Annotated in this window: 24 protein-coding genes and 1 pseudogene; 15 read left to right on the top strand and 10 right to left on the bottom strand. The window is 55.2% G+C overall.

Annotated features, from left to right (window positions below; translation table 11 throughout):
* Window positions 1-348: 348 nt before the first annotated feature.
* From hofQ to pilM, 5 genes are read right to left on the bottom strand one after another with little or no spacing between them, the layout of a single operon-like run.
* Window positions 349-1,596, bottom strand: coding sequence for a DNA uptake porin HofQ (gene hofQ / locus ACMV5H_RS07400; RefSeq protein WP_223536571.1), 1,248 nt, complete (start codon window positions 1,594-1,596; stop codon window positions 349-351).
* Complete coding sequence (locus ACMV5H_RS07395) at window positions 1,596-1,952, bottom strand: hypothetical protein (protein WP_414821651.1); 357 nt, start codon at window positions 1,950-1,952, stop codon at window positions 1,596-1,598. The genes hofQ and ACMV5H_RS07395 overlap by 1 nt, the downstream gene beginning before the upstream one ends.
* Entirely contained in the window at window positions 1,945-2,454 is a 510-nt protein-coding gene (locus ACMV5H_RS07390; RefSeq protein WP_223536575.1) for a hypothetical protein, read from the bottom strand. The genes ACMV5H_RS07395 and ACMV5H_RS07390 overlap by 8 nt, the downstream gene beginning before the upstream one ends.
* Window positions 2,447-2,983 carry a PilN domain-containing protein gene (locus ACMV5H_RS07385; protein ID WP_414821650.1) on the bottom strand — a complete coding sequence of 179 codons (537 nt, stop codon included), beginning with the start codon at window positions 2,981-2,983 and terminating at the stop codon, window positions 2,447-2,449. Before ACMV5H_RS07385 ends, ACMV5H_RS07390 begins: the two co-directional genes overlap by 8 nt.
* Complete coding sequence (gene pilM, locus ACMV5H_RS07380) at window positions 2,983-3,825, bottom strand: type IV pilus biogenesis protein PilM (protein ID WP_115159405.1); 843 nt, start codon at window positions 3,823-3,825, stop codon at window positions 2,983-2,985. Before pilM ends, ACMV5H_RS07385 begins: the two co-directional genes overlap by 1 nt.
* Window positions 3,826-3,946: 121 nt before the next feature.
* Between pilM and mrcA the strand changes: the two genes are divergently transcribed.
* A complete protein-coding gene (gene mrcA / locus ACMV5H_RS07375; RefSeq protein ID WP_059199458.1) occupies window positions 3,947-6,505 on the top strand; it encodes a peptidoglycan glycosyltransferase/peptidoglycan DD-transpeptidase MrcA in 2,559 nt (852 codons plus the stop codon).
* A 104-nt stretch (window positions 6,506-6,609) separates the two neighbouring features.
* Here the strand turns inward: mrcA and nudE are convergent, their stop codons facing one another.
* Window positions 6,610-7,164, bottom strand: a complete 555-nt coding sequence (gene nudE, locus ACMV5H_RS07370) for an ADP compounds hydrolase NudE (protein ID WP_021807462.1) — start codon at window positions 7,162-7,164, stop codon at window positions 6,610-6,612.
* 448 nt (window positions 7,165-7,612) lie between these two features.
* Between nudE and ACMV5H_RS07365 the strand changes: the two genes are divergently transcribed.
* The 6 genes and pseudogenes from ACMV5H_RS07365 to ACMV5H_RS07340 all read left to right on the top strand — a co-directional run.
* Window positions 7,613-9,745 carry an intracellular growth attenuator family protein gene (locus tag ACMV5H_RS07365; RefSeq protein WP_021807461.1) on the top strand — a complete coding sequence of 711 codons (2,133 nt, stop codon included), beginning with the start codon at window positions 7,613-7,615 and terminating at the stop codon, window positions 9,743-9,745.
* An 84-nt stretch (window positions 9,746-9,829) separates the two neighbouring features.
* On the top strand, window positions 9,830-10,510 hold the full coding sequence (yrfG, locus tag ACMV5H_RS07360; protein WP_223664779.1) for a GMP/IMP nucleotidase: 681 nt from the start codon (window positions 9,830-9,832) through the stop codon (window positions 10,508-10,510).
* Entirely contained in the window at window positions 10,507-10,914 is a 408-nt protein-coding gene (gene hslR, locus ACMV5H_RS07355; protein WP_021181711.1) for a ribosome-associated heat shock protein Hsp15, read from the top strand. The genes yrfG and hslR overlap by 4 nt, the downstream gene beginning before the upstream one ends.
* Before the next feature lie 25 nt (window positions 10,915-10,939).
* Window positions 10,940-11,818, top strand: a complete 879-nt coding sequence (gene hslO, locus ACMV5H_RS07350) for an Hsp33 family molecular chaperone HslO (protein ID WP_021807459.1) — start codon at window positions 10,940-10,942, stop codon at window positions 11,816-11,818.
* Between the two features lie 200 nt (window positions 11,819-12,018).
* Complete coding sequence (pckA, locus tag ACMV5H_RS07345) at window positions 12,019-13,638, top strand: phosphoenolpyruvate carboxykinase (ATP) (RefSeq protein ID WP_021807458.1); 1,620 nt, start codon at window positions 12,019-12,021, stop codon at window positions 13,636-13,638.
* A gap of 151 nt (window positions 13,639-13,789) precedes the next feature.
* Window positions 13,790-13,975, top strand: a pseudogene (locus tag ACMV5H_RS07340) (plasmid stabilization protein); the annotation flags it as partial.
* A 34-nt stretch (window positions 13,976-14,009) separates the two neighbouring features.
* On the opposite strand, the gene envZ reads toward ACMV5H_RS07340, so the two are convergent.
* Window positions 14,010-15,380 (bottom strand): two-component system sensor histidine kinase EnvZ, encoded by a 1,371-nt coding sequence (envZ, locus tag ACMV5H_RS07335; protein WP_414821649.1) that lies wholly within the window; start codon window positions 15,378-15,380, stop codon window positions 14,010-14,012.
* Window positions 15,377-16,096 (bottom strand): two-component system response regulator OmpR, encoded by a 720-nt coding sequence (gene ompR, locus ACMV5H_RS07330; RefSeq protein WP_004709363.1) that lies wholly within the window; start codon window positions 16,094-16,096, stop codon window positions 15,377-15,379. Before ompR ends, envZ begins: the two co-directional genes overlap by 4 nt.
* Window positions 16,097-16,473: 377 nt before the next feature.
* Here ompR and greB point away from each other — a divergent pair, with 377 nt between their 5' ends.
* From greB to ACMV5H_RS07300, 6 genes are all read left to right on the top strand, one after another.
* Complete coding sequence (gene greB, locus ACMV5H_RS07325; protein ID WP_021181715.1) at window positions 16,474-16,956, top strand: transcription elongation factor GreB; 483 nt, start codon at window positions 16,474-16,476, stop codon at window positions 16,954-16,956.
* A 125-nt stretch (window positions 16,957-17,081) separates the two neighbouring features.
* Window positions 17,082-19,412 carry a Tex family protein gene (locus ACMV5H_RS07320; protein WP_021807455.1) on the top strand — a complete coding sequence of 777 codons (2,331 nt, stop codon included), beginning with the start codon at window positions 17,082-17,084 and terminating at the stop codon, window positions 19,410-19,412.
* A gap of 262 nt (window positions 19,413-19,674) precedes the next feature.
* Window positions 19,675-20,217: an RNA 2'-phosphotransferase gene (locus ACMV5H_RS07315; RefSeq protein WP_115159399.1), complete on the top strand. Its 543-nt coding sequence runs from the start codon at window positions 19,675-19,677 to the stop codon at window positions 20,215-20,217.
* Between the two features lie 602 nt (window positions 20,218-20,819).
* Window positions 20,820-21,044, top strand: a complete 225-nt coding sequence (gene feoA / locus ACMV5H_RS07310) for a ferrous iron transporter A (RefSeq protein ID WP_021807451.1) — start codon at window positions 20,820-20,822, stop codon at window positions 21,042-21,044.
* Between the two features lie 75 nt (window positions 21,045-21,119).
* Window positions 21,120-23,432 (top strand): Fe(2+) transporter permease subunit FeoB, encoded by a 2,313-nt coding sequence (gene feoB, locus ACMV5H_RS07305; RefSeq protein WP_414821648.1) that lies wholly within the window; start codon window positions 21,120-21,122, stop codon window positions 23,430-23,432.
* Window positions 23,432-23,671, top strand: a complete 240-nt coding sequence (locus ACMV5H_RS07300; protein WP_021807449.1) for a FeoC-like transcriptional regulator — start codon at window positions 23,432-23,434, stop codon at window positions 23,669-23,671. The genes feoB and ACMV5H_RS07300 overlap by 1 nt, the downstream gene beginning before the upstream one ends.
* A 42-nt stretch (window positions 23,672-23,713) precedes the next feature.
* Here the strand turns inward: ACMV5H_RS07300 and ACMV5H_RS07295 are convergent, their stop codons facing one another.
* Window positions 23,714-23,998 carry a YdgH/BhsA/McbA-like domain containing protein gene (locus ACMV5H_RS07295; RefSeq protein ID WP_021181721.1) on the bottom strand — a complete coding sequence of 95 codons (285 nt, stop codon included), beginning with the start codon at window positions 23,996-23,998 and terminating at the stop codon, window positions 23,714-23,716.
* 300 nt (window positions 23,999-24,298) lie between these two features.
* Complete coding sequence (gene bioH, locus ACMV5H_RS07290) at window positions 24,299-25,069, bottom strand: pimeloyl-ACP methyl ester esterase BioH (protein ID WP_179253424.1); 771 nt, start codon at window positions 25,067-25,069, stop codon at window positions 24,299-24,301.
* Window positions 25,070-25,100: 31 nt separating this feature from the next.
* Here bioH and gntX point away from each other — a divergent pair, with 31 nt between their 5' ends.
* The gene (gene gntX / locus ACMV5H_RS07285; protein ID WP_179253425.1) at window positions 25,101-25,784 is read left to right on the top strand and encodes a DNA utilization protein GntX; all 684 of its coding nucleotides are present in this window, start codon (window positions 25,101-25,103) and stop codon (window positions 25,782-25,784) included.
* A 58-nt stretch (window positions 25,785-25,842) separates the two neighbouring features.
* Window positions 25,843-26,418, top strand: coding sequence for a Fe-S biogenesis protein NfuA (nfuA, locus tag ACMV5H_RS07280; RefSeq protein ID WP_021181724.1), 576 nt, complete (start codon window positions 25,843-25,845; stop codon window positions 26,416-26,418).
* The last annotated feature ends 43 nt before the right edge of the window (window positions 26,419-26,461 follow it).

Below are 26,461 nucleotides of genomic sequence, written 5' to 3'. Positions count from 1 at the left end.
CCTATGGATCCCAGGTTTCAGCCTGGAAGACGACGGGTACAGCATTAACAAAAAAACCTCGGTGCTCAATTCGGTAACCCTTGTAAGCTAAATCGGCCGCAGCGTCAAACTCAGATGCCTCTAAGGCACGAAAAAAAGTGCATTTGCTTGCCAACTTTTAAGCGTTTTCAACGGCTAGGATTTTGGACCAAGACCTCATGAACCGAGCATTGCAGCGAGATCTCCGCCTGGAGTTTATCTGAAAAAGTCACGGGATGTCGTGATTTGGCAGATTAACGGCAACTTTCGTCGGTTTCCCTCATTTGGACTTGGCGTCACCACCGTGCCAAACATCACGATCGAGACAATTTAGACTTTAACCAGTGTGGGCGTGATGAAAATCACCAACTCGCGCCTTTTATGCTGTTGGTTGCTGCGTTTGAACAGCGATCCCAGCAAGGGGATATCGCCCACGCCAGGGACTTTATCGGCCGTTTGGTTGCGCTGACGCTGAAAAATGCCCCCTAAGACGATGGTTTCACCATCTTTCACCGTCACCTGGGTTTTAATCTCCTGCTTGTCGATCGCCAGCGCCTCTCCTTCGCCCTGTTTGATCGAACGCCCGGGCATATTCTGGCTGATCTGTAACGCCAGGGTGATGCGGCCATTGGGTAAAATCTTCGGCGTGACTTCCATGCCCAGCACCGCGTCCTTGAACTCGATCGAGGTGGCACCGCTGGAACCGCTCGACACCTCGTAGGGGATTTCCGTGCCCTGCTTAATGCTGGCGGTTTGCAGATGTGCGGTAAGCAGGCGCGGGCTGGCGATAATCTCCACCTGATTTTCCTGCTCCAGCGCCGACAGCTCCAGATCCAGAATGCGCCCGCTGATGCGTGCCAGGTGGAAACCGGCCGTTATGGCGCTGTTCTCTACCGGCAGACCAACGCTGAAATTGTCTATCCGCAGCTTTTTGGCTGGCCTTTCTTCTGCCGCCAGGCCCCACCTTACGCCAAGCTCCCGCAAATTCTCGCTGCTGATGGTGACAATATGGGCAGCCAGTTGCACCTGTTCCAGCGGGGCATCCATCTCTGCCACCCAGGTTTTCAACTGGGCCAGCGCCTGAGCGGTGTCACGCAGCAGCAACGCGTTGGTGCGTCTATCCACCACGACGCTGCCACGCTCGGTCAATAATTTGCCACGTTGGCTATCCAGGCTCTGCGCTATCTCGCTGGCCTCCGCGTTTTGCAGCGTGATCGTCAGGTTGTGCAGCGACTCCTGCTGCGCCAAATCCCGCTGCCGACGAAGCAGCTCCTGTTCATCCGGCAGTGGGAAAACCATCATCACATTGCCCTCCAACGTCATCGTCAGCTTGCCCATGCGTAATACCACGGCCAACGCCTGCTGCCAGGGAACATTGTCCAACCGCAGCGTCAGATTGGTATCGACCCCCTCGGCAGCGACCAGGTTCAGATCTTGATACTCCGCCAGCGCCTGTAAAATCAGGCTGACCGGAGTATCATGGAACACCAGTGACACCGGCTTTTCCTGCTGCACACCCGCCATCACCGCCAAAGGGAGAACCAGCCACCCCACCAAAAGCCACTGATATCCTTTCATCACTTTTCCTTACGGTTTTTCCCCAACGTGAGCACCACACTACCCGTGCGTGGCCGACATGCTTCGGCCCTATCCTGCGCAACGAGTTCAAGCTGCCGGGGCTGGATCTCCATCACTTGCCAATCACCATCCAGCACACGCTGCTGGGGCAATAACCCCAACCACTGCCCCTGCGGGGTGACCACCCAGCCATAGCGCAAATCCGGCGTGCCAATAATCCCTTTCAGCCGCCAATCCTCCGGTGAAACGGCAGGATCGGCGCAGGCCGCCGTTAGCGGTGGCTGGAACGGATCGCGATACTGTTCAGCCCACAGCGGGGCCGAGAGCAACAGCCAAAACCACCACGCCTTATTCATCCACCGCCTCTTCTGAGCTAATCAGAGTCAGTTGAGTGGTTAACCCTTCGGGCTGCCTCTCGATCTTCATTTGCCCAATCCTGCGGGTGGAGGGCAGCGCCTCCAGCAAGCGCAGCAAGCCCTCGAAATCTAGCTGTAACCTTATCTTTTGTTGGGCTGGTTTCTCCTGCTGCTGGAAACGTAGCAGCCGCCCCCCAAGCTGATAGAGCTGAGTACCCAAATCCCCCGGCTCATCAGGCACGATCAACACCTGATGCCCCAACCGCTGCTCAAGCTCTGCTAACGGCGGTAGCTGGCTAAGTTGCTGCTGACGCTCTGCAATCTGGTGTACCAACTGCTGACGCTGCTCATCCAGCCTTTCCCACCGTTGCCATTCCCCCGAGATCAGCCCACTGCAGGCCAACAGCCCAACCCCGGCTAATACCAGCCATTGAGCCGCCAGCAACTGCCAACCAGGCCGGGCTAGCCAGGGGATCAGCCAGTCTGGCAGGGGCTTATCCATCCTGCCCCCAGCGTGCCGTTAGAGTGAACGCCAACCCTCCCTCCTTTCGTTGTGTGACTTCAACCAGGCGACAGCCCTGTAACAAAGGTAGCGCGGCCAACCGCCGTTCAAAGGTGACGATCTCCACATACGCCCCACCTTGCCCCCACAATGAGATCCCCTTGGGGTTCTCTTCAAACCCCGTGAGCCACAAAGTGTCCGGCAGCCTTACCGAGAGCTGCTGCAATAGCGACAGGTAACGCAGGTTGTGCGCTCGATTATGCTGGTAACGGGTGCTTTCTGCGGCCAAACGGGCCAGTTCGGCCATCTTTTGCTGAGTCTGCTGAATACGCTCTGCCAGCTCAGTGTGTTGCTGCGTTAAGTCCTGCAATATCGAATGTTGCCTGGCCTGTTGGTAGAACAGCAAAAAGTAGGCTGCCGTGAGCATAGCCAGCACCAGCAGCAATTGAGCAACGAAGCAGCGTAACCAGAAGGTGTAGCGCTGCCGCTGCCGTCTGAGGCGCCAGGGCAACAGATTGACCTGATACATCAGGCATCCTCGCGGCGCAGAGCCAACCCGCCGGCTAGAACAAACGCCATTGGCTGAGCGGGCAGCGGCGGGTATAAGCGGCTGAAAGCCGTGAACGGTGACCAAGGCATGGCACCTTCTGGCGCGGCCTCGTCCAGCACGCTGCTGTAATACACCTCTTTAGCCCCCATGGCTGGGCAAGCTGAACGCAGGGCTGCCAACGCTTGCTTGACGCCGACGGCTTCCCCCGCAGGCAAGACGCCATAAGCAAAGGACATCGCTCGCGGTGCTACCCATAACCATTCCGACTCCAGGCGATGCAGCAGCCCGGCATCGGGAGCCAAGCCGGCAAAGGCGGCCATCATACTTAGCGCATTGGGGGCGATATCGATCACCTGGGGATGCAGATCCGCCTGTTGCAGGCAATGCAGCCATTGTTGCAGCTCCTGCTGGCGGGCCGCGGTGAGCAGCAACTGATGGGTATTGGGCTGCGCCTGGCGGTAATCCAATGCTAACGTCTGGCTGTCTAACGGGAACTGTTTCAGACCCTGGGTGGTGATGTAGTCATGGCGAACCGGTTCCTGCAAGCGCAGATCCGGCAGGGGTAACGTCTGCTGTAAAACCCGCTGCGCGGGTAAAGCAATGCGTAAGGAAATATGTCTTGGTAACCGGCTACGCCACTGCTTGAGTACCTCCACCAGCATCGCAGAACTCTCTAAATGCCCGGCCCGCAGCGCCGAATACGGCAATGCCTGTTGCCACCAGTGGCGCAATTGCCAACCGTTACGCCGACGCTGCGCAGCCAGCGCTCTGATGCTGTGATCCTGGATATCCAACCCCACCTGCCACGTTTGAGAAAACATATTTCACCCCACCTCCGTACCCTCAGATAACAAAAGAACATATCCATGTTGCAGGCTTGCCTTTATACTACCGCGCGGTTGTTTATAAACTGCCCAATTGACATGAAATGGGAAATCTCAGGTGAAGTTCGTAAAGTATCTTTTAATCCTTGCAGTGTTTTGCATCGTGCTGGGAGCAGCCTCGATTTTTGGCTTGTACAAATATGTCGAGCCACAGCTGCCCGATGTCGCAACGCTGAAAGACGTGCGGCTACAAATCCCGATGCAGGTTTACAGCGCGGAGGGCGAACTGATCGCCCAATATGGTGAAAAACGCCGTATTCCTCTCAAGCTGGACCAAATCCCACCGGTGATGGTGCATGCCTTCATCGCCACGGAGGACAGCCGTTTCTATGATCATCACGGGGTCGATCCCGTTGGTATCTTCCGTGCCGCCTCGGTCGCGCTGGTTTCCGGCCATGCTTCGCAGGGGGCCAGTACCATCACCCAGCAGTTGGCCAGAAACTTCTTCCTGAGCCCGGAACGCACTTTGATGCGCAAAATCAAGGAAGCCTTCCTGGCGATCCGCATTGAACAGATGCTGACCAAGGATGAAATTCTTGAGCTGTATCTGAACAAAATCTATCTGGGTTACCGCGCTTATGGCGTGGGTGCTGCCGCGCACGTCTATTTTGGTAAGGATGTCAGCCAACTGACGCTGAGCGAAATGGCCACCATTGCCGGATTACCCAAGGCACCTTCTACCTTTAACCCGTTGTACTCCCACGATCGCTCCGTAGCGCGTCGTAACGTGGTGCTATCGCGAATGCTGGATGAGCGCTACATCACACAGGCGCAGTACGATCAGGCCCGCAGTGAACCTTTGGTAGCCAATTACCATGCGCCGGAAATCAGCTTCTCCGCCCCTTATCTTTCAGAGCTGGTGCGTCAGGAGATGATCAAGCGTTACGGTGAAAACGCCTATACCGACGGTTACAAGGTCTACACCACCATCACCAAGCGGCTGCAACAAGGTGCGCAGGAGGCGGTACGTAACAACATCCTCAACTACGACATGCGTCACGGCTATCGCGGCCCGTCAAACGTGCTGTGGAAAGTGGGTGAGCCTGCCTGGGATCAGAAACAGATTGTCGATTCACTGAAGAACCTGCCGAACTACGGCCCGCTGTCTCCTGCGGTGATCCTGCAGGCGGATGCCGAACAAGCTACCGCCATGCTGGCCGATGGCAGCCGCATTGCGCTCCCCATGTCTGGCATGCGTTGGGCACGTGCGTTCAAGAGCGATACGCTGCAAGGCCCTACGCCGAAGCGCGTCACCGACGTGGTGCAGCCCGGCCAACAGATCTGGGTGCGTAAAGTTAACGACAACTGGTGGCTGTCACAGGTGCCGGACGTGAACTCGGCGCTGGTGTCACTCGATCCTAATACTGGCGCTATCAAGGCGTTGGTCGGCGGCTTCGATTTCAACCAGAGCAAGTTCAACCGCGCAACCCAGGCGCTGCGCCAGGTGGGGTCCAACATCAAACCGTTCCTGTATACCGCGGCGATGGATAAGGGCCTGACGCTGGCCACCATCCTCAACGATCTGCCGATCACCCGTTGGGATGCCGGTGCCGGTACCGACTGGCGGCCGAAAAACTCGCCACCTACTTACGACGGTCCTATCCGACTACGCCAAGGCCTAGGCCAATCGAAAAACGTGGTGATGGTGCGGGCAATGCGCGCCATGGGCGTGGACTATGCCGCTGAATATCTGCAACGCTTTGGTTTCCCTGCGCAAAACATCGTGCATTCGGAATCGCTGGCGCTGGGTTCAGCTTCGTTCACCCCGCTACAGGTGGCTCGCGGCTATGCCGTGTTGGCCAACGGTGGCTATCTGGTTGACCCGTACTTCATCACCAAGATCGAAGACGATACGGGTAACGCGGTATTCGAAGCCAAACCGAAAGTGGTCTGCGATAGCTGCAACCTGCCGGTGATCTACGGCGATACGCATCGTTCAGCCATGCTTTCCGATGATAACGTCGAGAACGTGGCGGTATCGCAGGAAGGCAACAATGCCAACGTCCCGATGCCACAGCTTGAGCAGGTAACCCCGGCCCAGATGCAGCAAGATAACGACCAGCAGTATGCACCACATGTGATCAGCACCCCGCTGTCGTTCCTGATCCGTGATGCATTGAACACCAATATCTTCGGTGAACCGGGCTGGATGGGTACCGGCTGGCGCGCAGGCCGCGATCTTAAACGCCATGATATCGGCGGCAAAACCGGTACCACCAACAGTTCGAAAGATGCCTGGTTCTCCGGCTACGGCCCAGAAACAGTGACATCGGTGTGGATCGGTTTCGACGATCACCGCCGCAATCTTGGCCGTGCCTCCGCTTCGGGTGCCATCCCGGATCAGATTTCCGGTGGTGAAGGTGGAGCGAAGAGTGCTCAACCGGCTTGGGATGATTTTATGAAGGTGGCGCTGGAAGGCCTGCCAGAGCAGAAAGTCACTCCACCGCCGGGGATTGTCAGCGTGACCATCGACAAGAGCACCGGCAAACTGTCCAACGGGGGCGGAGGTAGCCGTTCCGAGTACTTTATCGAAGGCACTCAACCCACGGAGTTCTCGGTACATGATGCCGGAACCACCCTGACAGACCCTGGTGGCGAAAGTCACGAGCTGTTCTAAAAACGACAATGGCCAGAGCAATCTGGCCATTTTTTTATCTTAACCGGCGGGCGCCGTATGTTGTGAGCCCAGGCGGATTTGTCAGCAGATGAATCGATTGAGGGTTAGCGTGAACCGCGCAGGAATGCCTCTGCCAGGAACAATGCGCTGACATTGCGCGCCTCACGAAAGTCCGGTTCCGCCAGCAGTGCCATCATGTTGGCTATCGGCCAACGTACCTGGGGTAACGGCTCTGGCTCGTCCCCCTCCAGGCTTTGCGCATAGAGGTCGTGTGCCAGCACGATATTCATCTGGCTGGAAAAATAGGAAGGTGCCATCGTCAGTTTGCTGAGGAAATCAAAGCGCCCGGCCCCAAAGCCGACTTCTTCCATCAGTTCGCGGTTAGCGGCTTCCAACACCCCTTCGCCAGGATCGATCAGCCCTTTGGGGAAGCCCAGCTCATAGGATTCGGTGCCTACCGCATATTCACGGATCAGCAGCAAATCATCCCCTATCACCGGCACAATCATCACCGCTTCGCGTTCCGAAGGGCGCATACGCTCATAGACCCGCCGCACACCGTTACTGAACTCCAGATCGACCGACTCCACGTTAAATAAACGCGAGCGCGCGACCGTTTCTACTTTCAGAATTTTAGGTTTTTGCAGCTGTTTATCCATGATTGCCTCAAATAGGTTAACCGCCTAATACACTGAATACTCAGTACTCTCAGGCAGGTAACCAGGATAATAATATGCGCGTTGTGGCAGACAGCAAAAGGGTCAACCACTGGCTAAACTCGATCTTGATCACATTGTGCGTTAATGGGAACCATTTCCGCAACGAGCTTAGCCTGTAATTTACTTTTTTTTAACAAACCTGACCAGCAGCTATCCTGGTGGATAAAAAAACAGGTAGGCAAATAGGATAATCCTGATATCCGGACACCATGAGGATTGCTATGCTCGTGCAGGTTAAAAAATCGTACGGTAAATGCCTAACGATAGCCACGAATGAGAGCCGGATAACAACTAAACGGTGGGTCATTCTATCTCTGGGCGGTTAACTCCGTATAATGTCTGGCTTTGCGTAAGATTGGCGGTTTCATGGGTGTAGGACGAGAATAGCATGAGCACAATAGCGTTGATATTGGCCTTAGCGCTAGCCTGCCTGATCGCTGCTGGCCTCTACTTGTGGTTTAAATTCCGCCCCCAGCCAGCCTTGGCTGGTATCCTGCCGTTCGTCAAACCTAACCACCGCAAACTGACCGCGCCAGAGCGGGCAGCTATCGAGAATTACCTCAACCAACAAAACCGCCTGGGCAACAAACTGCTGTCAGGTTCCGCTTCCCTGCCTTCTGCCAGGCTGGCGTTGACCGCACAGAGCGACAACGTTTACCCGATCACCCATGCCATTACCCGCTATGGTCTGGCAAGCGATGAACCCAACAACTGGCGCTACTATCTCGACTCGGAAGAGATCCATCTTCCTCCGTTTTGGGAGCAGTACATCAGCGCCGATAACCATGTCGAAGTGATCAAGACCCAGACTCTACCGCTGGTGATCTCACTCAACGGCCATTCGCTGCTGGATCATATTTACGACAGCCCACCTTCGCCGGTAGTGACTACAACCCCGACAAGGAACGCCTCCATCCGCAAAGAAGAGAGCGAACATATTGAGTTGGTGAACATTCGCAAGGAAACCCGCGAGGAACATGAGCTTAACCGGCCGAACGGCGTCAAGGAAGCGGCCCTCATCTCTGCTGCCCTACTGCTGCTGTTCCTTAGCCTGATCAGTCCGGTGGTAGTGATCCCCTGGATCATTCTGGTAGCGGTGCTGATGATCGTCTGGAGCTGCTGGCATCTGTTGCGCCGCCCGAGCGAAAAAGAGCTGAAAGAGGTGCACTGTCTGCGCGGCACGCCAAAGCGCTGGGGGTTATTCGGTGAGTCCAATCAGGGGCAAATCAGTAATATCTCTTTTGGCATTATCGATTTGATCTACCCCCCGCACTGGTTGCCTTACCTGAATGCAGACCTGGGTAAAACCACCAATGTGGATATCTACCTCAACCGGCAGGTGGTACGTCAAGGGCACTATCTTTCCCTGCATGACGAAGTGAAAAACTTCCCCTTGCAGCATTGGGGCAAGAACGCCGTATTAGCGGCCAGTTCGCTCGTGGTGCTGTTGTTACTGTTAATCTACATTCCACTCAGCCTACCCGCTAAATTGAGCACAGCGTGGTTACAGGGCACACAGAAAACGGAAGTCACCAGCGTTCAAGCGCTGGAGGCCATTCCACTGCATATCGGCGATAGGCTGAAAATTCAGGGCAACGGCATGTGCTACGTTCCTTCGGGCAACAACAGCGCCACTGCGCCAAGCTTTATGCCTTTCGATTGTTCTGGGATCTACTGGAATACGGCGACCCCGCTGCCACAGCCCGAATCGGAAGTGATCGATAAAGCAGCTGCGCTGATGGCCACCATCAACCGGCAACTGCACCCAAGCGGTGCCGAGCAGAAAGTGAACCCACAGTTGGCCAGCGCCATTGAAAAGTCAGGCATGATCCTGTTGGATGACTTTGCGGATATCGTATTGAAAACGCAGGACCTGTGTGGCACGGAGGCCGACTGTGTGCGCTTGAAGAATGCGCTGGTCAATCTGGGTAACGTCAAGAACTGGGCCAACCTGGTGAAACGGGCCAAATCCGGGGCGCTGGAAGGCGTTAACGTCCTGCTGCGTCCGGTCAGTGCTGAATCGCTGGAAAACCTGAGTAACGCGGCTACCTCTGCCTTCGTGGTGCGGGAAACCCGTCAGGCCGCTGCGGCCCTCAACAGCCCACCACCGGGCGGTTTTTTGATTACTAGTGACGAAGGCAAGCAGTTGGTGGATTATCCCTTGCCCACACAGCCGCTGAACGAATACAACTCACTCGACCAATGGAAAGAACTACAGCGTCTTAGCAGCATGTTGCTACATACGCCGTTCCGGGCAAACGGGGTGATCACCAATATCTTTGTCGATGCCAACGGCACTCGGCATATCGCCCTGCATAGTGAACCGGATATCGTGACCCTGTGGCGCTATCTTGGCACCAGCCTGCTGTTGCTGGTGTTGGTCGTCGTGCTGGGTTACAACTCCTGGCGGTTGGTACAACGCAGGCGCAAAAACCAACATCGCCTCGCCGATATCCAGCGCTATTACGACAGTTGCTTCAACCCGCAGCTCACCCCGATGTCCATACGCCCGATGGCGTAGCCTCCAACCTGCCATCCGCCTATACTAGGCTGTATGTTTTTTATCATCCGCGGGATACCGCTATCCCGCCTATGGAGTTGGTACATGGTTCCTGAGTTTGACTGGCACGATATTGATACCGTACTGCTGGATATGGACGGCACCCTGCTGGATCTTGAATTCGACAGCCATTTTTGGCTAACGTTGGTACCGCAGGCGTTGAGTAAGCAACGAGACATTCCCTTCGACGAAGCCAGCAAAATCATTCACCAGGAATACCTGTCCGTGCAACACACCATGAACTGGTATTGCTTTGATTACTGGAGCGAACGCCTAGGGCTGGATATCTATCAAATGACCAGCGAAGTCGGTAACCGCGCTCGGCTGCGTGAAGATACCCAGCCATTTTTGCAGGCGTTACGCGATGCCGGGCAGCGCACCATCCTGCTCACCAACGCGCATCCACACAGTCTGGCGGTGAAGGTTGAGCACACCGGTTTGGATCGACACCTTGATTTATTACTTTCCACCCACACATTTGGTTATCCAAAGGAAGATCAGCGTCTGTGGCAGGCCGTGCAGCAGCAAACCGGCTTTGACCCGCAGCGCACAATGTTTGTGGATGATGGTGAACCCATTCTGGATGCCGCAAGCAAGTTTGGTATCCGCTACTGCCTTGGCGTGCAGAACCCGGATTCCAGCATGGCGAGTAAAACTTTCCAGCGTTATCCGTCGATGAGCGACTACCGCCAGTTGATACCGGCCTTGGAACGGAGGGAGCAATGAAAGCCAAAGCAACACCGGATGAGGCCGTTCGCCTGGATAAATGGCTGTGGGCCGCCCGATTTTACAAAACCCGCGCACTGGCCCGTGACATGATCGACGGCGGCAAGGTGCACTACAACGGGCAGCGCGGCAAGCCGAGTAAAGCCGTTGAAATCAATGCCGAAATCAAGCTGCGTCAGGGCAACGACGAACGCACTGTCATCGTGCTGGCCATCAATAGCCAACGGCGTGGAGCCGACGAGGCGCAGCTGATGTATCAGGAAACCGAGGCCAGCATTGCCAATCGCGAGAAAGTGGCGCTGGCACGCAAGATGAATGCGCTGACCATGCCGCATCCGGATCGTCGTCCGGACAAGAAAGAGCGGCGCGATTTGATTAAATTTAAATTTGGCGAGCAGGAATAATCCCTCGCCTCAATGAGAGAAAACTATGTCCAACCATGACCAATTACACCGTTACCTGTTCGAAAACTACGCGGTGCGCGGTGAGCTGGTTACCGTCAGCGAAACCTATCAGCACATCCTGACCAACCATGATTATCCGGCACCGGTACAAAAACTGCTGGGCGAGTTGCTGGTAGCCACCAGCCTGCTGACCGCCACGCTGAAGTTCGACGGTGACATTACCGTTCAGGTGCAAGGCGACGGCCCGCTGAAACTGGCAGTTATCAACGGCAATAATCGCCAGGAGATGCGTGGTGTAGCCCGTGTCGAAGGCGAGATTGTGGCCGACAGCACCCTGCACCAGATGCTGGGTAACGGCATTATGGTGATCACCATCAGCCCGTCTGAAGGTGAACGCTATCAGGGCGTGGTGGGTCTGGAAGGTGAAACGCTGGCCCAGTGTCTGGAAGGGTATTTCCGCCAGTCCGAACAGTTGCCAACGCGGCTGTTTATCCGTACCGGTGAAGCTGAAGGCAAACCTGCGGCTGCCGGTATGCTGCTGCAGGTACTGCCAGCTCAGGATGGCAATGCCGATGATTTCGACCATCTGGTGCAGCTGACCGCCACCATCAAGGATCACGAGCTGTTCACCCTGCCGGCCAACGAAGTGCTGTATCGCCTCTATCATCAGGAAGAGGTTACGCTGTACGAACCTCAGGACGTGATCTTCCGCTGCACCTGTTCACGCCAGCGCTGTGCCGATGCCTTGATCACGCTGCCAGCGGAAGAAGTGGCCGATATGCTGGAACAGGATGGCAACATCGATATGCACTGTGATTACTGTGGTAATCATTATGTATTCGATGCGTTAGACATCGCCGCCCTCCACAACGGCAATGCCGACAGCAACACCCAACTGCATTAAGCAACACCGCGGTGTGACGTGCGTCGAGTTGTGACGCACGTCAGCCCTCGCCGTTTGCACGCTTGCTTTATTCCGTGGTCTACATCTCATAACTTAACTAAAAAACGTTTAATACGTTAAATATTTGATACCTATCGCGGTTACATCGCCATGGATCCCTACAATTGTCGCCAGAAATTCTGTGATCAAGGAGTAGTGACATGCGTGTTAATGGTATAACCCACCAGGATCTTGCCGCTTATGGAATTCATAACGTTGGTGAAATCGTTCACAATCCGAGTTATGAATTACTGTTTAAGGAAGAAACGGACCCTTCACTGCAAGGGTTTGAGCGTGGTGTAGTAACCAATCTGGGTGCCGTTGCCGTCGATACCGGCATCTTCACCGGCCGTTCGCCAAAAGATAAGTACATCGTCCGTGACGATATCACCCGGGACACCGTCTGGTGGGCCGATCAAGGTAAAGGCAAGAACGATAACAAACCTCTCAGCCCTGAAGTCTGGGCAGATCTGAAAAAACTGGTCACCGAGCAGCTTTCCGGCAAGCGCCTGTTCGTGGTCGATACCTTCTGCGGTGCTAACGCAGACTCCCGCCTGAAAGTCCGCTTTATCACAGAAGTGGCCTGGCAAGCGCATTTCGTCAAAAACATGTTTATCCGCCCGAGCGATGAAGAACTGCAGGGCTTTGAGCCTGATTTCGTGGTGATGAACGGCGCCAAGTGCACCAATCCGAACTGGCAGCAGCAGGGAATGAACTCGGAAAACTTCGTGGCATTCAACCTGACCGAGCGTATGCAGCTGATCGGCGGCACCTGGTACGGCGGCGAAATGAAAAAGGGTATGTTCTCCATCATGAACTACCTGCTGCCGCTTAAAGGCATTGCCTCCATGCACTGCTCGGCCAACGTGGGCGAGAAAGGCGACGTGGCGGTGTTCTTCGGCCTGTCCGGCACCGGTAAAACCACCCTGTCCACCGATCCGAAACGCCAACTGATTGGCGATGACGAACACGGCTGGGATGACGATGGCGTCTTCAACTTCGAAGGCGGCTGCTACGCCAAGACCATCAAGTTGTCGGAAGAAGCCGAGCCAGATATCTATCACGCCATCAAGCGTGATGCGCTGCTGGAAAACGTCACCGTATTGGCCGACGGCACCGTGGACTTCAACGACGGATCGAAAACCGAGAACACCCGCGTTTCCTATCCGATCTACCACATCCACAATATCGTCAAGCCGGTGTCCAAAGCGGGCCACGCTACCAAGGTGATCTTCCTGACTGCGGACGCCTTCGGCGTACTGCCACCGGTATCACGCCTGACGGCCAACCAGACCCAGTACCACTTCCTGTCCGGTTTCACCGCCAAACTGGCCGGTACCGAGCGCGGCGTTACCGAGCCAACGCCAACCTTCTCTGCCTGCTTTGGCGCGGCGTTCCTGTCACTGCACCCAACCCAGTATGCAGAAGTGCTGGTCAAGCGCATGCAGGCAGCCGGAGCCCAGGCTTACCTGGTCAATACCGGCTGGAACGGCACCGGTAAGCGTATCTCGATCAAAGACACCCGCGGCATTATCGACGCCATCCTCAACGGTGAAATCGATAAGGCAGAAACCATCACGCTGCCAATCTTCGATCTGTCGATGCCTACCGCCCTGCCAGGCGTTGATCCGGCCATCCTCGACCCACGTGCCACCTATGCCAACATAGAACAGTGGGAAGAGAAGGCGCACGATCTGGCGAACCGCTTTATCACCAACTTCGACAAATACACCGATACCCCGGCAGGCGCTGCACTGGTCAGCTCGGGTCCGAAACTGTAATAGCGTTGATTACCTCCTAAGCCAAGGCGCGGAATTCCGCGCCTTTTCTATTTTTGGCTGATTTGCACTTGAGGTTGGTTTGAATTCGTGGCTGACTTGCACTTGTGGTCAATTTGGAGGGGCGCTGCAATGCTGCGCCCGTTGAAGGCTGGAGGAGGCACATATGGACTTGAAACAAACCTTACTGAAGAAGCCACCGCGTTATGGATTGGGAACCTGGATGCATCAACACTTTGCCGAATTAGGCGGCGTCGAGTTGAAAATCCCGCCGCGCGGGGAGGAACCACCGCGCGATGTCACCTTTGGCGATGAATATGAAGGAAACACGAAGCCCTGACCAGGCCACAATGCTGCGGCCTTAAGTCAGGATATCAGGCGTTCTCTTTGGCTGGCGGAGTCCCGCTGGAAGTTTCTTTCTTCTCGATCGGTAATGGGAGATAAGCTCGGATACGCAGCCCACCACGCTCACTGGTGCCGATATCCAGCACGCCAGCATGAGCGTCAATGATGCGCTGCACGATCGCCAGCCCTAACCCGGTGCCACTGGTGCTACGCGCACTGTCGCCACGTACAAAGGGTTGGAACAGATGCTTCAGCTCTTCCGGCTTGATACCGGGGCCATCATCCTCCACCTGGAACCAGCCGCGCTGCAGTTCTCGCCCGCTGCTGACCTTGATCCAGCCGTTGCCATAGCGCGCCGCATTCACCACCATGTTCACCACCGCACGTTTGATCGAGAGCGGATGCACATCCACCATCAGCTCACCCGGCAGAATATCGGTTTCGATCACCCGCTCGTAGCCACTTTCGGTGGCCACCACTTCGCCCAGAATGGAATTCAAATCGCAAATTTCGGTTTGCATCTCCTGGCCGGTACGCAGGTAATCAATAAACTGTTCGATGATGGCGTTACATTCTTCGATATCTTTATTGATCGACTCCGCCAGATAACCGTCTTGCTCGCTCATCATTTCCGTCGCCAGACGGATACGCGTCAACGGCGTGCGCAGGTCATGACTGACCCCCGCCATCAGCAGCGTGCGATCGTCGGCCAGCAACTTCACCCCAGAGGCCATCTGGTTGAAGGCCCGGGTTACCGAGCGCACCTCAGAGGCACCATACTCACGTAGCGGCGGCGGAATAATGCCTTTGCCTACCTGCAAGGCGGCGTGCTCCAGCTCCACCAGAGGGCGGTTCTGAATGCGGATAAATAGCCAGGCGCCGCCTATCGCCAGCAGCATAATCGCCAGGGTGTAGCGGAACAGCGGCGAAAAATCGCCTTGATGGATTTCGGTCAGCGGGACGCGCACCCAGATATCCGGCTGCAACCAGGTTTTCAGCCAGACCACCGGGGAGTTTTTATTCACCTCGACGCGGACGTCGGTCGGGCCACCCAGTTGCTGCGCCATCTGCTGACTAAGGAACTGGTAGTGTTGTGCCCAGCGCAGGCCGCTCTCTTCAGCAGCCGCGTTGGTATAAAGCGAAATGCCCAGCTCGCGGTAGATCTCGCGGCGGAACGCTGGCGGCACCTCAAGCAAGGTACCGTCCTCCAGTTGCAGCCGATCGGTCATCAGCATACGAACTTCGTACGCCAATACCTTATTGAACTGCTGCAGACTGGGCAGGATGGCGAAGTTAAGCACCACCAGATAGGTCGTCACCAGGCTGACGAACAGCAAGGTGACGATCAACAGCAAAGTTCGGGCAAACGAGCTACGCGGTGAAAAGCGTAATCGCCTCATGCCTTACTGCCGTCCGGGACGAAGACGTAGCCAAGACCCCAAACGGTCTGGATATAGCGTGGATGTGCCGGATCTTCTTCGACCATGCGGCGCAGGCGCGAGATCTGCACGTCGATGGAACGCTCCATCGCGCTGTATTCGCGGCCACGGGCCAGATTCATCAGCTTATCGCGCGATAACGGTTCGCGTGGGTGGCTGACCAAGGCTTTCAGCACGGCAAATTCACCGCTGGTTAATGGCATAGGCTCATCTTCACGGAACATCTCGCGCGTGCCGAGGTTCAGTTTGAATTTACCAAAGGCGATCACCGCCTCTTCCTGAGAAGGCGCACCCGGCAGTTCGTTGGCCTGACGGCGCAGCACGGCACGGATACGGGCAAGCAGTTCACGTGGGTTGAACGGCTTAGGGATATAGTCATCGGCACCGATTTCCAGCCCGACGATACGGTCCACTTCTTCACCCTTGGCGGTCACCATAATGATCGGCATCGGGTTGCTTTGACTGCGCAGGCGGCGGCAAATGGATAGCCCATCCTCACCCGGCAACATCAGGTCTAATACCATCAGATGGAAAGACTCACGCGTCAGCAAACGATCCATTTGCTCAGCGTTGGCAACGCTGCGAACCTGGAAGCCCTGTTCGGTTAAGTAACGCTCTAAAAGCGCGCGCAGGCGCATGTCATCATCGACGACCAGAATCTTGTGATTCTCTTGCATTGTCTGACTCCCAAAGGCTGTATTGCCTGATTCTAGACTGTGGCCCGCACTTATGCATTGGCACCGCTGGCGGCTATTTGGCAACAGCCTCGTATTGTTCAAAAACTCAATCATTACTGACAGCGTTTAATGGTATATATTCTAGCCGAAATTGTTACAAAGCTTATTCTTTTGCCCAAATATCAACAATTTTCACTTAAACCGGAGCGGCAGATCGGTAAACAACTTCCCGCTGCGTATGATGTACACTCTTGGCAGAAAACCGCAAGACTGGCGAATTGGCAGTGTACCTCAGGTTTATAAAAAAAACGCCAACGGATATGGTGGCCGCTTTATGCGAGAATGCCACTGCTCCTGTGATTTGATGATGGATGACGATGAAAACATTGCTGATCACCCGTGAGGGTTACAACAAGCTCAAAAAAGAATTGGATTTTCTGTGGCGTGAAGACCGCCCGGAAGTGACCAAGAAAGTCACCTGGGCCGCCAGCCTGGGCGACCGAAGTGAAAACGCCGATTACCAATACAATAAGAAGCGGCTGCGTGAGATCGATCGTCGAGTACGTTATCTCACCAAGTGCCTTGAGCAACTGAAAATTGTCGATTATTCGCCGCAGCAGGCGGGCAAGGTGTTCTTTGGGGCCTGGGTAGAGATCGAGAATGACGATGGCGATACCAAACGCTTTCGCATCGTGGGTTACGACGAAATCTTTGGCCGTAAAGACTACATCTCCATCGACTCACCCATGGCTCGCGCCTTGCTGAAAAAAGAGGTGGGAGATACGGCTACGGTTGAGACCCCGGCAGGTATTGCCTACTGGACGGTCAACGAGATCGAATATATCAAAGACGAAGAATAGTTGAGACCTTAGGGGCGCCGCATGCTGCGCCCATCAAAACCTCGGCCCTCTGGACTGGCATTTTCCCCCTGCAAAACGTATAACTATCCCCCTATCGATTATCGCTGCTAACAGATACCTGACTTATGACTGATCCACTGAGCCGCATTATTGCAACCGAACTGCAGGCCCGCCCGGAGCAAGTTGACTCCGCCATCCGTCTGCTGGATGAAGGTAATACCGTGCCGTTTATCGCACGCTATCGTAAGGAAGTCACCGGGGGCCTGGATGATACCCAACTGCGTCAGTTGGAGACTCGTCTGGGCTATCTGCGTGAACTGGAAGATCGCCGCCAAACCATTCTCAAGTCCATTGAAGATCAGGGTAAACTGACCGAGCAGTTAGCGGGGGCAATCAACGCCACGCAAAGCAAAACCGAACTCGAAGACCTTTACCTGCCCTACAAACCGAAACGCCGCACCCGTGGGCAGATCGCTATTGAAGCCGGTCTGGAACCGCTGGCAGACTCCCTGTGGCAAGATCCGCAACAGCAGCCAGAGCAACTGGCCGAAGGGTTTGTCGATGCCGAGAAGGGCGTGGCAGACGTCAAAGCGGCGCTGGACGGTGCACGCTACATCCTGATGGAACGCTTTGCCGAAGACGCTGCCCTGCTGGCCAAGGTGCGTGACTACCTGTGGAAAAACGCCCATCTGGTGTCCAAGGTTGTCGAGGGAAAAGAAGAGGAAGGCGCGAAATTCCGTGACTACTTCGATCACCATGAGCCTATTGCGCAAGTGCCTTCGCACCGTGCGCTAGCGATGTTCCGTGGCCGCAATGAAGGCGTGCTGCAACTGGCGCTGAACGCCGATCCGCAGTTTGAAGAAACCCCGCGTGAAAGCCAGGGCGAGCTGATTATCACCAACCATCTCAACCTGCGCCTGAACAACGCGCCGGCAGATGCCTGGCGTAAATCCGTGGTTAACTGGACGTGGCGCATCAAGGTGTTGCTGCATCTGGAAACCGAGCTGATGAGTACCCTGCGTGAGCGCGCGGAAGACGAAGCGATCAACGTTTTCGCCCGCAACATGCACGATTTGCTGATGGCCGCCCCGGCCGGTATGCGCGCCACCATGGGCCTGGATCCTGGCCTGCGCACCGGCGTTAAAGTGGCGGTGGTGGATGCCACCGGCAAGCTGGTTGCCACCGATACCGTCTATCCGCATACCGGGCAGGCAGCCAAAGCCGCTGCGGTCGTTGCCGCGCTGTGTATCAAACACAAGGTTGAGCTGGTTGCCATCGGTAACGGCACCGCATCCCGCGAGACAGAGCGTTTCTTTGCCGAGCTGCAACAGCAGTTCCCGGACGTTAAAGCCCAGAAAGTGATCGTCAGCGAGGCCGGAGCTTCGGTGTATTCCGCTTCCGAGCTGGCCGCGTTGGAGTTCCCTAACCTGGACGTTTCGCTGCGCGGTGCGGTTTCCATCGCCCGCCGTCTGCAAGATCCGTTGGCCGAGCTGGTGAAGATCGATCCGAAATCTATCGGTGTGGGCCAATACCAACACGACGTCAGCCAAAGCCAGTTAGCCAAGAAGCTGGACTCGGTGGTGGAAGACTGTGTGAACGCCGTTGGCGTTGATCTGAACACCGCCTCCGTGCCGCTGCTGACCCGCGTAGCTGGCCTGACGCGCATGATGGCGCAGAATATCGTCACCTGGCGTGATGAGAATGGCCGCTTCAGCAACCGTGAACAGCTGCTGAAAGTGAGCCGTTTGGGGCCAAAAGCCTTCGAGCAATGCGCGGGCTTCCTGCGCATCAACCACGGCGATAACCCGCTGGATGCGTCAACCGTTCACCCGGAAACCTACCCGGTGGTGGAACGCATTCTGGCCGCAACCCGCCAGGCTCTGCAAGATTTGATGGGCAACCCGAGCGCGGTACGCAGCCTGAAAGCCAGCGACTTTACCGATGAGAAATTCGGCGTACCAACGGTCACCGACATCCTGAAAGAGCTGGAAAAACCGGGCCGCGACCCACGCCCGGAATTCAAAACGGCTACCTTCGCCGAAGGGGTGGAAACCCTCAACGACCTGCAAGTGGGTATGATCCTGGAAGGTTCGGTCACCAACGTCACTAACTTTGGTGCCTTTGTTGATATCGGCGTCCATCAGGATGGCCTGGTGCACATCTCGTCACTGGCGGACAAGTTCGTTGAAGATCCGCATACCGTGGTAAAAGCCGGTGATATCGTCAAGGTGAAGGTGATGGAGGTGGATCTGCAACGTAAGCGTATCGCGCTGAGCATGCGCCTGGATGAGCAACCGGGTGAAGGTTCACCACGCCGTGGCGGGGGCAATAATAGCGCTCCAGCTCGCGATAAAAACTCACGCCCAGCGGCTAATAAGCCTAAACCACGCAACAGCACCCCGGCAGGTAACAGCGCTATGGGTGACGCGCTGGCCGCCGCATTTGGCAAGAAATAATGAGCTGAGGGGATAAACCCTTATCCCCTCCTTCGGCTGTCTCTTGATCGGTTCTGCGCTCAAGAGACAGCGCGGATTTATTACGGTCGATGAGATCCATGTATTCAACTATGGACTTCTGGAGTTCGTAGGTAAATTAGTCATCAATCCACTAGCGGGGATGGCATCCCACCTTACATAGCGTCAGCAAAATTGCTCTCTTGATTGACACCAGCCATAGATTACCCAGTAATATGCGGATACTAACAACAAGGAATGTGAAATGAGTCATCAAAATCAGGAAGTGAGCAAGTTTTTAAGCTATGTATTACGCCACCAACCAGAATCTATCGGTTTAGCGCTGGACAGTGAAGGATGGGCAAATCTCGACTCGCTTATCGCCTGTGCAGCTAAAAAGGGTAGGATACTTGACCTGCAGCTACTAAGATCGGTTGTAGAGAACAGCGACAAGAAGCGCTTCTCTATTTCTGATGATGGTGGTTATATCCGCGCTGTACAGGGGCACTCCTCAAAACAGGTTGATATCAGCTATCAGGAACAGACCCCGCCACAGTACCTTTACCATGGCACGGCAACACGTTTTATCGCTTCAATTAATCAAGACGGATTGCTCGCTGGCTCCCGTCAGTATGTGCATCTATCCGCTGATATCACTACAGCGACCGCCGTTGGCCAACGGCATGGCAAGCCTATTGTGTTAACCATTGATGCCCTGGCAATGTACCAAAATGGTTTTAGATTTTATCAGGCTGATAATGGGGTCTGGTTGACGACGGCTGTGCCAGTGAAGTTTATAGGTGAGTGATGGCAGAAATGAAGGCAATTTTGCCAGTTGCCCTTCTAGCGCCACCCCAACAATTTTGACCTACCGCAATAAAATGGCGATTATTTTGCCACCCGATTTCGAGCTATCGCTTAAAGCCCGCACTCCGGTAAAAATGCTCCGTTGTTAACACCCTTATTAACACCCTTATTAACACCACCTTTTCAGTTCGTCGATTGTGTCGTAAACACAAATACTTACCCCTCTCATTTGCAGCAGGCGATGTTGCCAGATCTGCGCCATAAAACTTTCAGCCACGCCAATAGAGCTACAACTGTTTCATTACCGCAAGAAAATGCACAAATTTGCAACTTAATTAACCTTTTGCACTCATTTGCAGTGCGTTTGGCTTAGTGCTAAAACAGGAGCTGGCAAGGCGTCCATTGTAGATATGACAGCATTTACAATTGCCCATACATTCCGTATTGAATACGATAATTGTTATCACTATGATTCTGTGTATTCATTGCTCTGTTTTTGGCTCGGCGCTCCTGGCCCCATACACCTTTTCACAGGTAGTCTGGGCAGCAAATGTTCTGAAGGTGTCATTCCTGTGGGAATGCTCAACGCATTGAGAAGGCAATATGCAGCTGCTTCCTAAACATACCTATAAAATTACCGGTTTCTCCAGCGAGATTAGCCCGGCCTACCGCCAGAAATTACTGTCGCTTGGCATGCTGCCCGGCTCGCAGTTTGACGTGGTACGTGTGGCACCATTTGGCGATCCGATAGAAATAAAGACTCGCCGCGTTAGCCTGGTACTGCGGAAAAAAGATATAGACCTGATCCTGCTAGATAGCCAAGCGTAACGCGCTGTCCCCGCCTCAGGCAGTTGCCGTGTGCAAACACGGCCGATACTTAATTTACTGATATCACGTTGGTTTATGAAAAAAATCACTATTGGCTTAATCGGTAACCCGAACTCGGGCAAGACGACGCTGTTCAACCAGCTCACCGGAGCACGCCAGCGGGTCGGTAACTGGGCCGGGGTGACGGTTGAGCGTAAAGAGGGACAGTTTACGACGCCGCAGTCGCAGGTCACGCTGGTTGATTTACCAGGCACCTACTCGCTCACCACCATCTCCGAACAAACCTCGCTGGATGAGCAGATCGCCTGTCACTACATCCTGAGCGGCGATGCGGATATGCTGATCAACGTGGTCGATGCCTCCAATCTGGAACGCAACCTCTACCTGACGCTGCAACTCCTGGAGCTGGGTATTCCGTGCATCGTGGCCTTGAACATGCAAGATATTGCCAAGAGCCAGAATATTGAGATCGATGTCGCCGCCCTGGCCGAGCGCCTTGGCTGCCCGGTGGTATCCATGGTTTCCACCAAGGCCGACGGCATTGGCCTGCTGAAACAGACCATCGACAATCACCGCTTCAATGAGTTAAAAGCGCTGGTGGCCTATCCGCCGCTGCTGTTAGACGAAATCGCTACGCTGACCGAGGCCATGCCTCAACAGTTGCCCACCGAACAACGCCGCTGGCTGGCCCTGCAAATGCTGGAGGGCGACATCTACAGCCATCAGTTAGCCGGGAACGCCACCGATCTGCTGGCTCATTCCAGGCAAGCGCTGCAACAGCAGCAGCAGGAAGATCCCGCGCTGGTAATTGCCGATGCCCGCTACCAGTCGATCGCCACTATCTGCGATGCGGTCAGCAACTCCAAGCTGGCATTGCCAAACCGCCTGACGGAGGTACTGGATCGGGTGATCCTCAACCGCTGGCTGGGGGTGCCGATCTTCCTGCTGGTGATGTACATCATGTTCGTATTGGCGATCAACATCGGTGGCGCACTGCAACCAATCTTCGATCTCGGTTCGGCGGCCATCTTTATTCAGGGCATCCAGTGGATCGGTTATACCCTGCATTTCCCGCAGTGGCTGACCGTCTTCCTGGCGCAGGGCGTGGGGGGCGGTATCAATACCGTGCTGCCGCTGGTTCCCCAGATCGGCATGATGTATCTGTTCCTGTCATTCCTGGAAGACTCCGGCTATATGGCGCGAGCGGCATTTGTGATGGACCGCCTGATGCAGGCGCTCGGGCTGCCGGGTAAATCCTTTGTGCCGCTGATCGTCGGCTTTGGCTGTAACGTGCCGTCCATTATGGGCGCACGCACCTTGGATGCCCCACGCGAACGCCTGATCACCATCATGATGGCCCCCTTTATGTCCTGCGGCGCGCGTTTGGCAATCTTTGCCGTATTCGCCGCGGCCTTCTTCGGCCAGGATGGCGCGGGCGTGGTGTTCTCGCTGTATATGCTCGGCATCGTGGTGGCGATCCTCACCGGCCTGGTGCTGAAATACACCATCATGCGCGGCGAAGCATCACCGTTCGTGATGGAGCTGCCGGTTTATCACGTGCCGCATCTGAAAAGCCTGTTGCTGCAAACCTGGCAACGCCTGAAAGGTTTTGTGCTGCGCGCCGGGAAAGTGATCGTGATTGCCAGCATCTTTATTGGCGGCCTGAACAGCTTCTCGTTCAGCGGGCAGCCGGTAGACAGTATCAATGATTCAGCGCTGGCCTCGGTTTCCAAAGTGCTGACGCCATTATTGCAGCCAATGGGCGTACACAATGATAACTGGCAAGCAACCGTCGGGCTGGTAACCGGGGCGATGGCCAAAGAAGTGGTGGTCGGAACGCTCAACACGCTGTACACCGCAGAGAACATCACCAATGAGCACTTCGATGCCGCCAACTTCAACCTGCTTGATGAGCTAGGCACCGCCGTCAATGAAACCTGGCAGGGCCTGAAGAGCACCTTCAGCCTGAGCGTACTCTCCAACCCTATCGAAGCCAGCAAGGGCGATGGTGAGATGGGCGTGGGATCAATGGGCGTTATGAGTAGCAAATTTGGCACTTCAATCTCTGCCTACAGCTATCTGATTTTCGTGTTGCTGTACGTTCCCTGCGTTTCGGTGATGGGCGCTATTGCACGTGAGTCCAGCCGGGGTTGGATGACCTTCTCCATCCTGTGGGGGCTGAACGTGGCCTATTCGCTGGCAACGCTGTTCTATCAGATCGCGACCTTCAGCCAACATCCGCAATACAGCACGACAGCGATCCTGATCGTGCTGCTGTTCAATGCGCTGGTGCTATTGGGCTTGCGCAAGGCTCGTAGCCGCGTAACGATCCGTTTGCGTAGCGCCACCTCGGCGTCCTGTTGTCAAAGTTCGGGTGACTGTCACTAATGGCCAGCCTGCTGCAAATCCGTGATGCGCTTGCCCTTCGGGGCAGCGCTCAGGCGCAACAGCTGAGTCAGCAGTTGGCAACGCCCTTGCCATTGGTTGAAGCAATGCTGCAACGTTTGACCGCCATGGGGAAAGTTGAACGTATTGAGCTCGATAGCAGCGAATGCCTGAGCGGCAGCTGTAAGAGTTGCCCAGAAGGGCTGGCTTGTAACACGGTGATTTATCGTTTGAAGGGGTGAATACAGGGGCGCAATAGTTTGCCTGCACCCCCTACTTGAAGATTATTGCTTGTCTTTATATACATCCGCTACGGCGCTGAACTTGCCGTGCTCACGGGCAGCCAGCACGACATAGTATTGGCCCCCTTTCTCATCGGCCAGCTTGGACAATTCATCTTTCAAGTCCATCGGATCGGTGGCCTGTGCTGTTGAAGACACGGTACCAATTTTCTCATACTTGCCTGGGTTCTTATCCAACTCGTCCTTAGTTAGCAAGGTTGCAGCCATCGAACCGAAAGACACTGAACCTACAATCAACGCCGCAACGATCATCTTCAATGATTTCATGATAATACCTCTCAATGGATAAATTGGATTTTTATGAAAGCGACTCACAACAAATGCGTCATCGAGCTTGGCTACTGCGACGTCTAACAGCTTCGTTGCTTTCCCTGACGAAGCTCCCTCTGCCCAGAAACAAATCGCCAAAGTGAAGATTGATAAGCTTATATTCACCTTGTAGCCACGCATTTACCCCTTCAAGTATCGAACAGGTTTGGTTTTTATCCACTTATTGGTTAAAAATTTACCGCCATTTTGTGCGTTTATAATCTGTAATCAATGAGATATCGCCGCCAGACCGCGCCATTACTCGGTTGCAACAAATTGATTAATAATGTTAGCGAATGCTTCGGGGTGAGAGATAAACGGCGCATGGGCCGCTTTGGCGATCACCTCCGAGGTGGAGTTTGGCCACAATTCATCCAACAGGCTAGCCACTTTGCGCGGCACCAGCCCGTCGAGGTAACCATAAATACGCAGTACCGGCATCGTCAGTGCCGCCAACGATTGGCGTTGATCCACCGTACGTAGCATCTCCAGGCCTCCGTTCAGCACCTCAACGCCCGGTATCGGCTGATTAAGCACTACGGTTTTCAACTGGCGCGCATCCTGACGAGCGCTTTCCGTGCCCAACGTTTGCAACGCCAGAAAACGTTCCACGGTGCGCTGGAAATCATGGCTGAGCTGCTGCTGGAAGCCACTGAGCACCTCCGGGCGGATCCCCGGCCACGGGTCGTGCGCCGTAAAGCAGGGCGAAGAAGCTACGGTGATCAGCCCGGTTACCCGCTCAGGCTGCATAAGGGCGATCTGCCCGGCAACCAATCCACCAAGGGACCACCCCAGCCAATAAGCCTGCTTGGGTGCTGCGGCCAGCAGTATCTCTGCCATCTCCGTTAACGAGACGGCCCCATAGCCCTGGCTGCGGCCATAGCCAGGCAAGTCCACCAGATGTAGGCGAAAATGCGGAGCCAATCGCTCCAATGTGCAACCCCAGACCTCGGCATTCAATCCCCATCCGTGCAGCAGCACAAGATCGCGATCGCCCTCTCCCAGTGTTTTCCAATACAGCTCAGTCATCAGTTATTGTCCTGCTAAAACGGAGGTGACTATGCTACCAATCCACAGCCGCTGTTGGCTATGCCGGCAACCATTACGGCTGATGCAACAGGGTATCTGCAGCTACTGCCTACGCACGTTGCCCGCCAAACCCTCTTGCTGCCCGGTTTGCGGTTTGCCCAGTGGCGATCCCCATCAGCCTTGCGGACGATGTCTGCAAAAGGCGCCCCCTTGGCAAGCCTTGGTATTTGTTTCGGATTATCGCCCGCCCATCAGCACCCTGGTGAAAAATTTCAAATTCCAGCAGACACCCGCACTGGCTCCCACTCTGGCTCGTTTGATCCTGCTGCACTGGCTGCAGGCGCACCGAGAGCAACATCTGAACAGACCGGAGGTGATTTTAGCGGTACCCTTGCAGGATAAACGCTGCTGGCGACGTGGCTATAACCAAAGCGAGCTGTTGGCCCTGCCACTGGCCCGCTGGTTGGGCTGCGAATATCGCCCTGCGGCATTACGCCGCATCAGGGCAACCGCGCCACAACAGCAATTGATAGCGCGCCTGCGGCGGCGTAATCTGCGTGGGGCTTTCCGTTGTGATGAGAACCTGGCAGGAAAACATGTGGCGCTGCTGGATGATGTGGTTACCACTGGCAGCACCATGGCGGAAATCGCTACACTGTTACAGAAGCAGGGCGTCGCATCATTGCAGATTTGGTGCGTTTGCCGCACGTTGTAGTACCACGGCAATGGGCGTATTATAACCTACTATAGAAGTCAACTATTGAGCTAATGCTATGATCCGTATAACAGATGCTGCACAGGAACACTTTGCCAAGCTGTTGGCAAGCCAAGAAGAAGGCACCCAAATCCGCGTATTCGTGATCAATCCGGGTACGCCGACGGCCGAATGCGGTGTCTCTTATTGCCCGCCAGACGCGGTGGAAGCGACAGATACCGAACTCAAGTTCGAGAAGCTGTCCGCTTACGTCGATGAGCTGAGCGCGCCTTATCTGGACGACGCCGAGATCGATTTCGTCACCGATCAGCTCGGCTCACAGCTGACGCTGAAAGCGCCGAACGCCAAAATGCGCAAAGTGGACGACAATGCGCCACTGATGGAGCGCGTTGAGTACGTGCTGCAATCGCAGATCAACCCGCAGCTGGCTGGCCACGGTGGCCGTGTGACGCTGATGGAAATCACCGACGACGCGCTGGCCATCCTGCAGTTCGGCGGCGGTTGCAACGGTTGTTCAATGGTCGACGTGACGCTGAAGGAAGGGATCGAGAAAGAGCTGCTGCAAAAGTTCCCGGAACTGAAAGGCGTGCGCGATCTCACCGAGCACCAGCGCGGCGAACACTCCTACTACTGATAACTGTCAGGGCGCAATTCCGTTTTGCGCCCTGCCTGTCTCC

This window comes from Serratia sp. N21D137, from assembly GCF_047530005.1.
Taxonomy (GTDB): Bacteria; Pseudomonadota; Gammaproteobacteria; order Enterobacterales; family Enterobacteriaceae; genus Chania; species Chania fonticola_B.
This window is presented reverse-complemented; position numbering and strand designations above follow the sequence as displayed.

Bases quoted from the DNA above. Each gene is read 5' to 3' on its own strand.
- hslR (WP_021181711.1), top strand. From the start codon at position 10,507: ATGAAAGCCAAAGCAACACCGGATGAGGCCGTTCGCCTGGATAAATGG.
- gntX (WP_179253425.1), top strand. From the start codon at position 25,101: ATGCTACCAATCCACAGCCGCTGTTGGCTATGCCGGCAACCATTACGG.
- ACMV5H_RS07320 (WP_021807455.1), top strand. From the start codon at position 17,082: ATGACTGATCCACTGAGCCGCATTATTGCAACCGAACTGCAGGCCCGC.
- ompR (WP_004709363.1), bottom strand. From the start codon at position 16,096: ATGCAAGAGAATCACAAGATTCTGGTCGTCGATGATGACATGCGCCTG.
- ACMV5H_RS07395 (WP_414821651.1), bottom strand. From the start codon at position 1,952: ATGAATAAGGCGTGGTGGTTTTGGCTGTTGCTCTCGGCCCCGCTGTGG.
- yrfG (WP_223664779.1), top strand. From the start codon at position 9,830: ATGGTTCCTGAGTTTGACTGGCACGATATTGATACCGTACTGCTGGAT.
- hslO (WP_021807459.1), top strand. From the start codon at position 10,940: ATGTCCAACCATGACCAATTACACCGTTACCTGTTCGAAAACTACGCG.
- ACMV5H_RS07295 (WP_021181721.1), bottom strand. From the start codon at position 23,998: ATGAAATCATTGAAGATGATCGTTGCGGCGTTGATTGTAGGTTCAGTG.
- feoA (WP_021807451.1), top strand. From the start codon at position 20,820: ATGCAGCTGCTTCCTAAACATACCTATAAAATTACCGGTTTCTCCAGC.
- pckA (WP_021807458.1), top strand. From the start codon at position 12,019: ATGCGTGTTAATGGTATAACCCACCAGGATCTTGCCGCTTATGGAATT.
- ACMV5H_RS07390 (WP_223536575.1), bottom strand. From the start codon at position 2,454: ATGGATAAGCCCCTGCCAGACTGGCTGATCCCCTGGCTAGCCCGGCCT.
- nfuA (WP_021181724.1), top strand. From the start codon at position 25,843: ATGATCCGTATAACAGATGCTGCACAGGAACACTTTGCCAAGCTGTTG.
- nudE (WP_021807462.1), bottom strand. From the start codon at position 7,164: ATGGATAAACAGCTGCAAAAACCTAAAATTCTGAAAGTAGAAACGGTC.
- ACMV5H_RS07365 (WP_021807461.1), top strand. From the start codon at position 7,613: ATGAGCACAATAGCGTTGATATTGGCCTTAGCGCTAGCCTGCCTGATC.
- envZ (WP_414821649.1), bottom strand. From the start codon at position 15,380: ATGAGGCGATTACGCTTTTCACCGCGTAGCTCGTTTGCCCGAACTTTG.
- feoB (WP_414821648.1), top strand. From the start codon at position 21,120: ATGAAAAAAATCACTATTGGCTTAATCGGTAACCCGAACTCGGGCAAG.
- pilM (WP_115159405.1), bottom strand. From the start codon at position 3,825: ATGTTTTCTCAAACGTGGCAGGTGGGGTTGGATATCCAGGATCACAGC.
- hofQ (WP_223536571.1), bottom strand. From the start codon at position 1,596: ATGAAAGGATATCAGTGGCTTTTGGTGGGGTGGCTGGTTCTCCCTTTG.
- bioH (WP_179253424.1), bottom strand. From the start codon at position 25,069: ATGACTGAGCTGTATTGGAAAACACTGGGAGAGGGCGATCGCGATCTT.
- ACMV5H_RS07315 (WP_115159399.1), top strand. From the start codon at position 19,675: ATGAGTCATCAAAATCAGGAAGTGAGCAAGTTTTTAAGCTATGTATTA.
- ACMV5H_RS07385 (WP_414821650.1), bottom strand. From the start codon at position 2,983: ATGTATCAGGTCAATCTGTTGCCCTGGCGCCTCAGACGGCAGCGGCAG.
- greB (WP_021181715.1), top strand. From the start codon at position 16,474: ATGAAAACATTGCTGATCACCCGTGAGGGTTACAACAAGCTCAAAAAA.
- ACMV5H_RS07300 (WP_021807449.1), top strand. From the start codon at position 23,432: ATGGCCAGCCTGCTGCAAATCCGTGATGCGCTTGCCCTTCGGGGCAGC.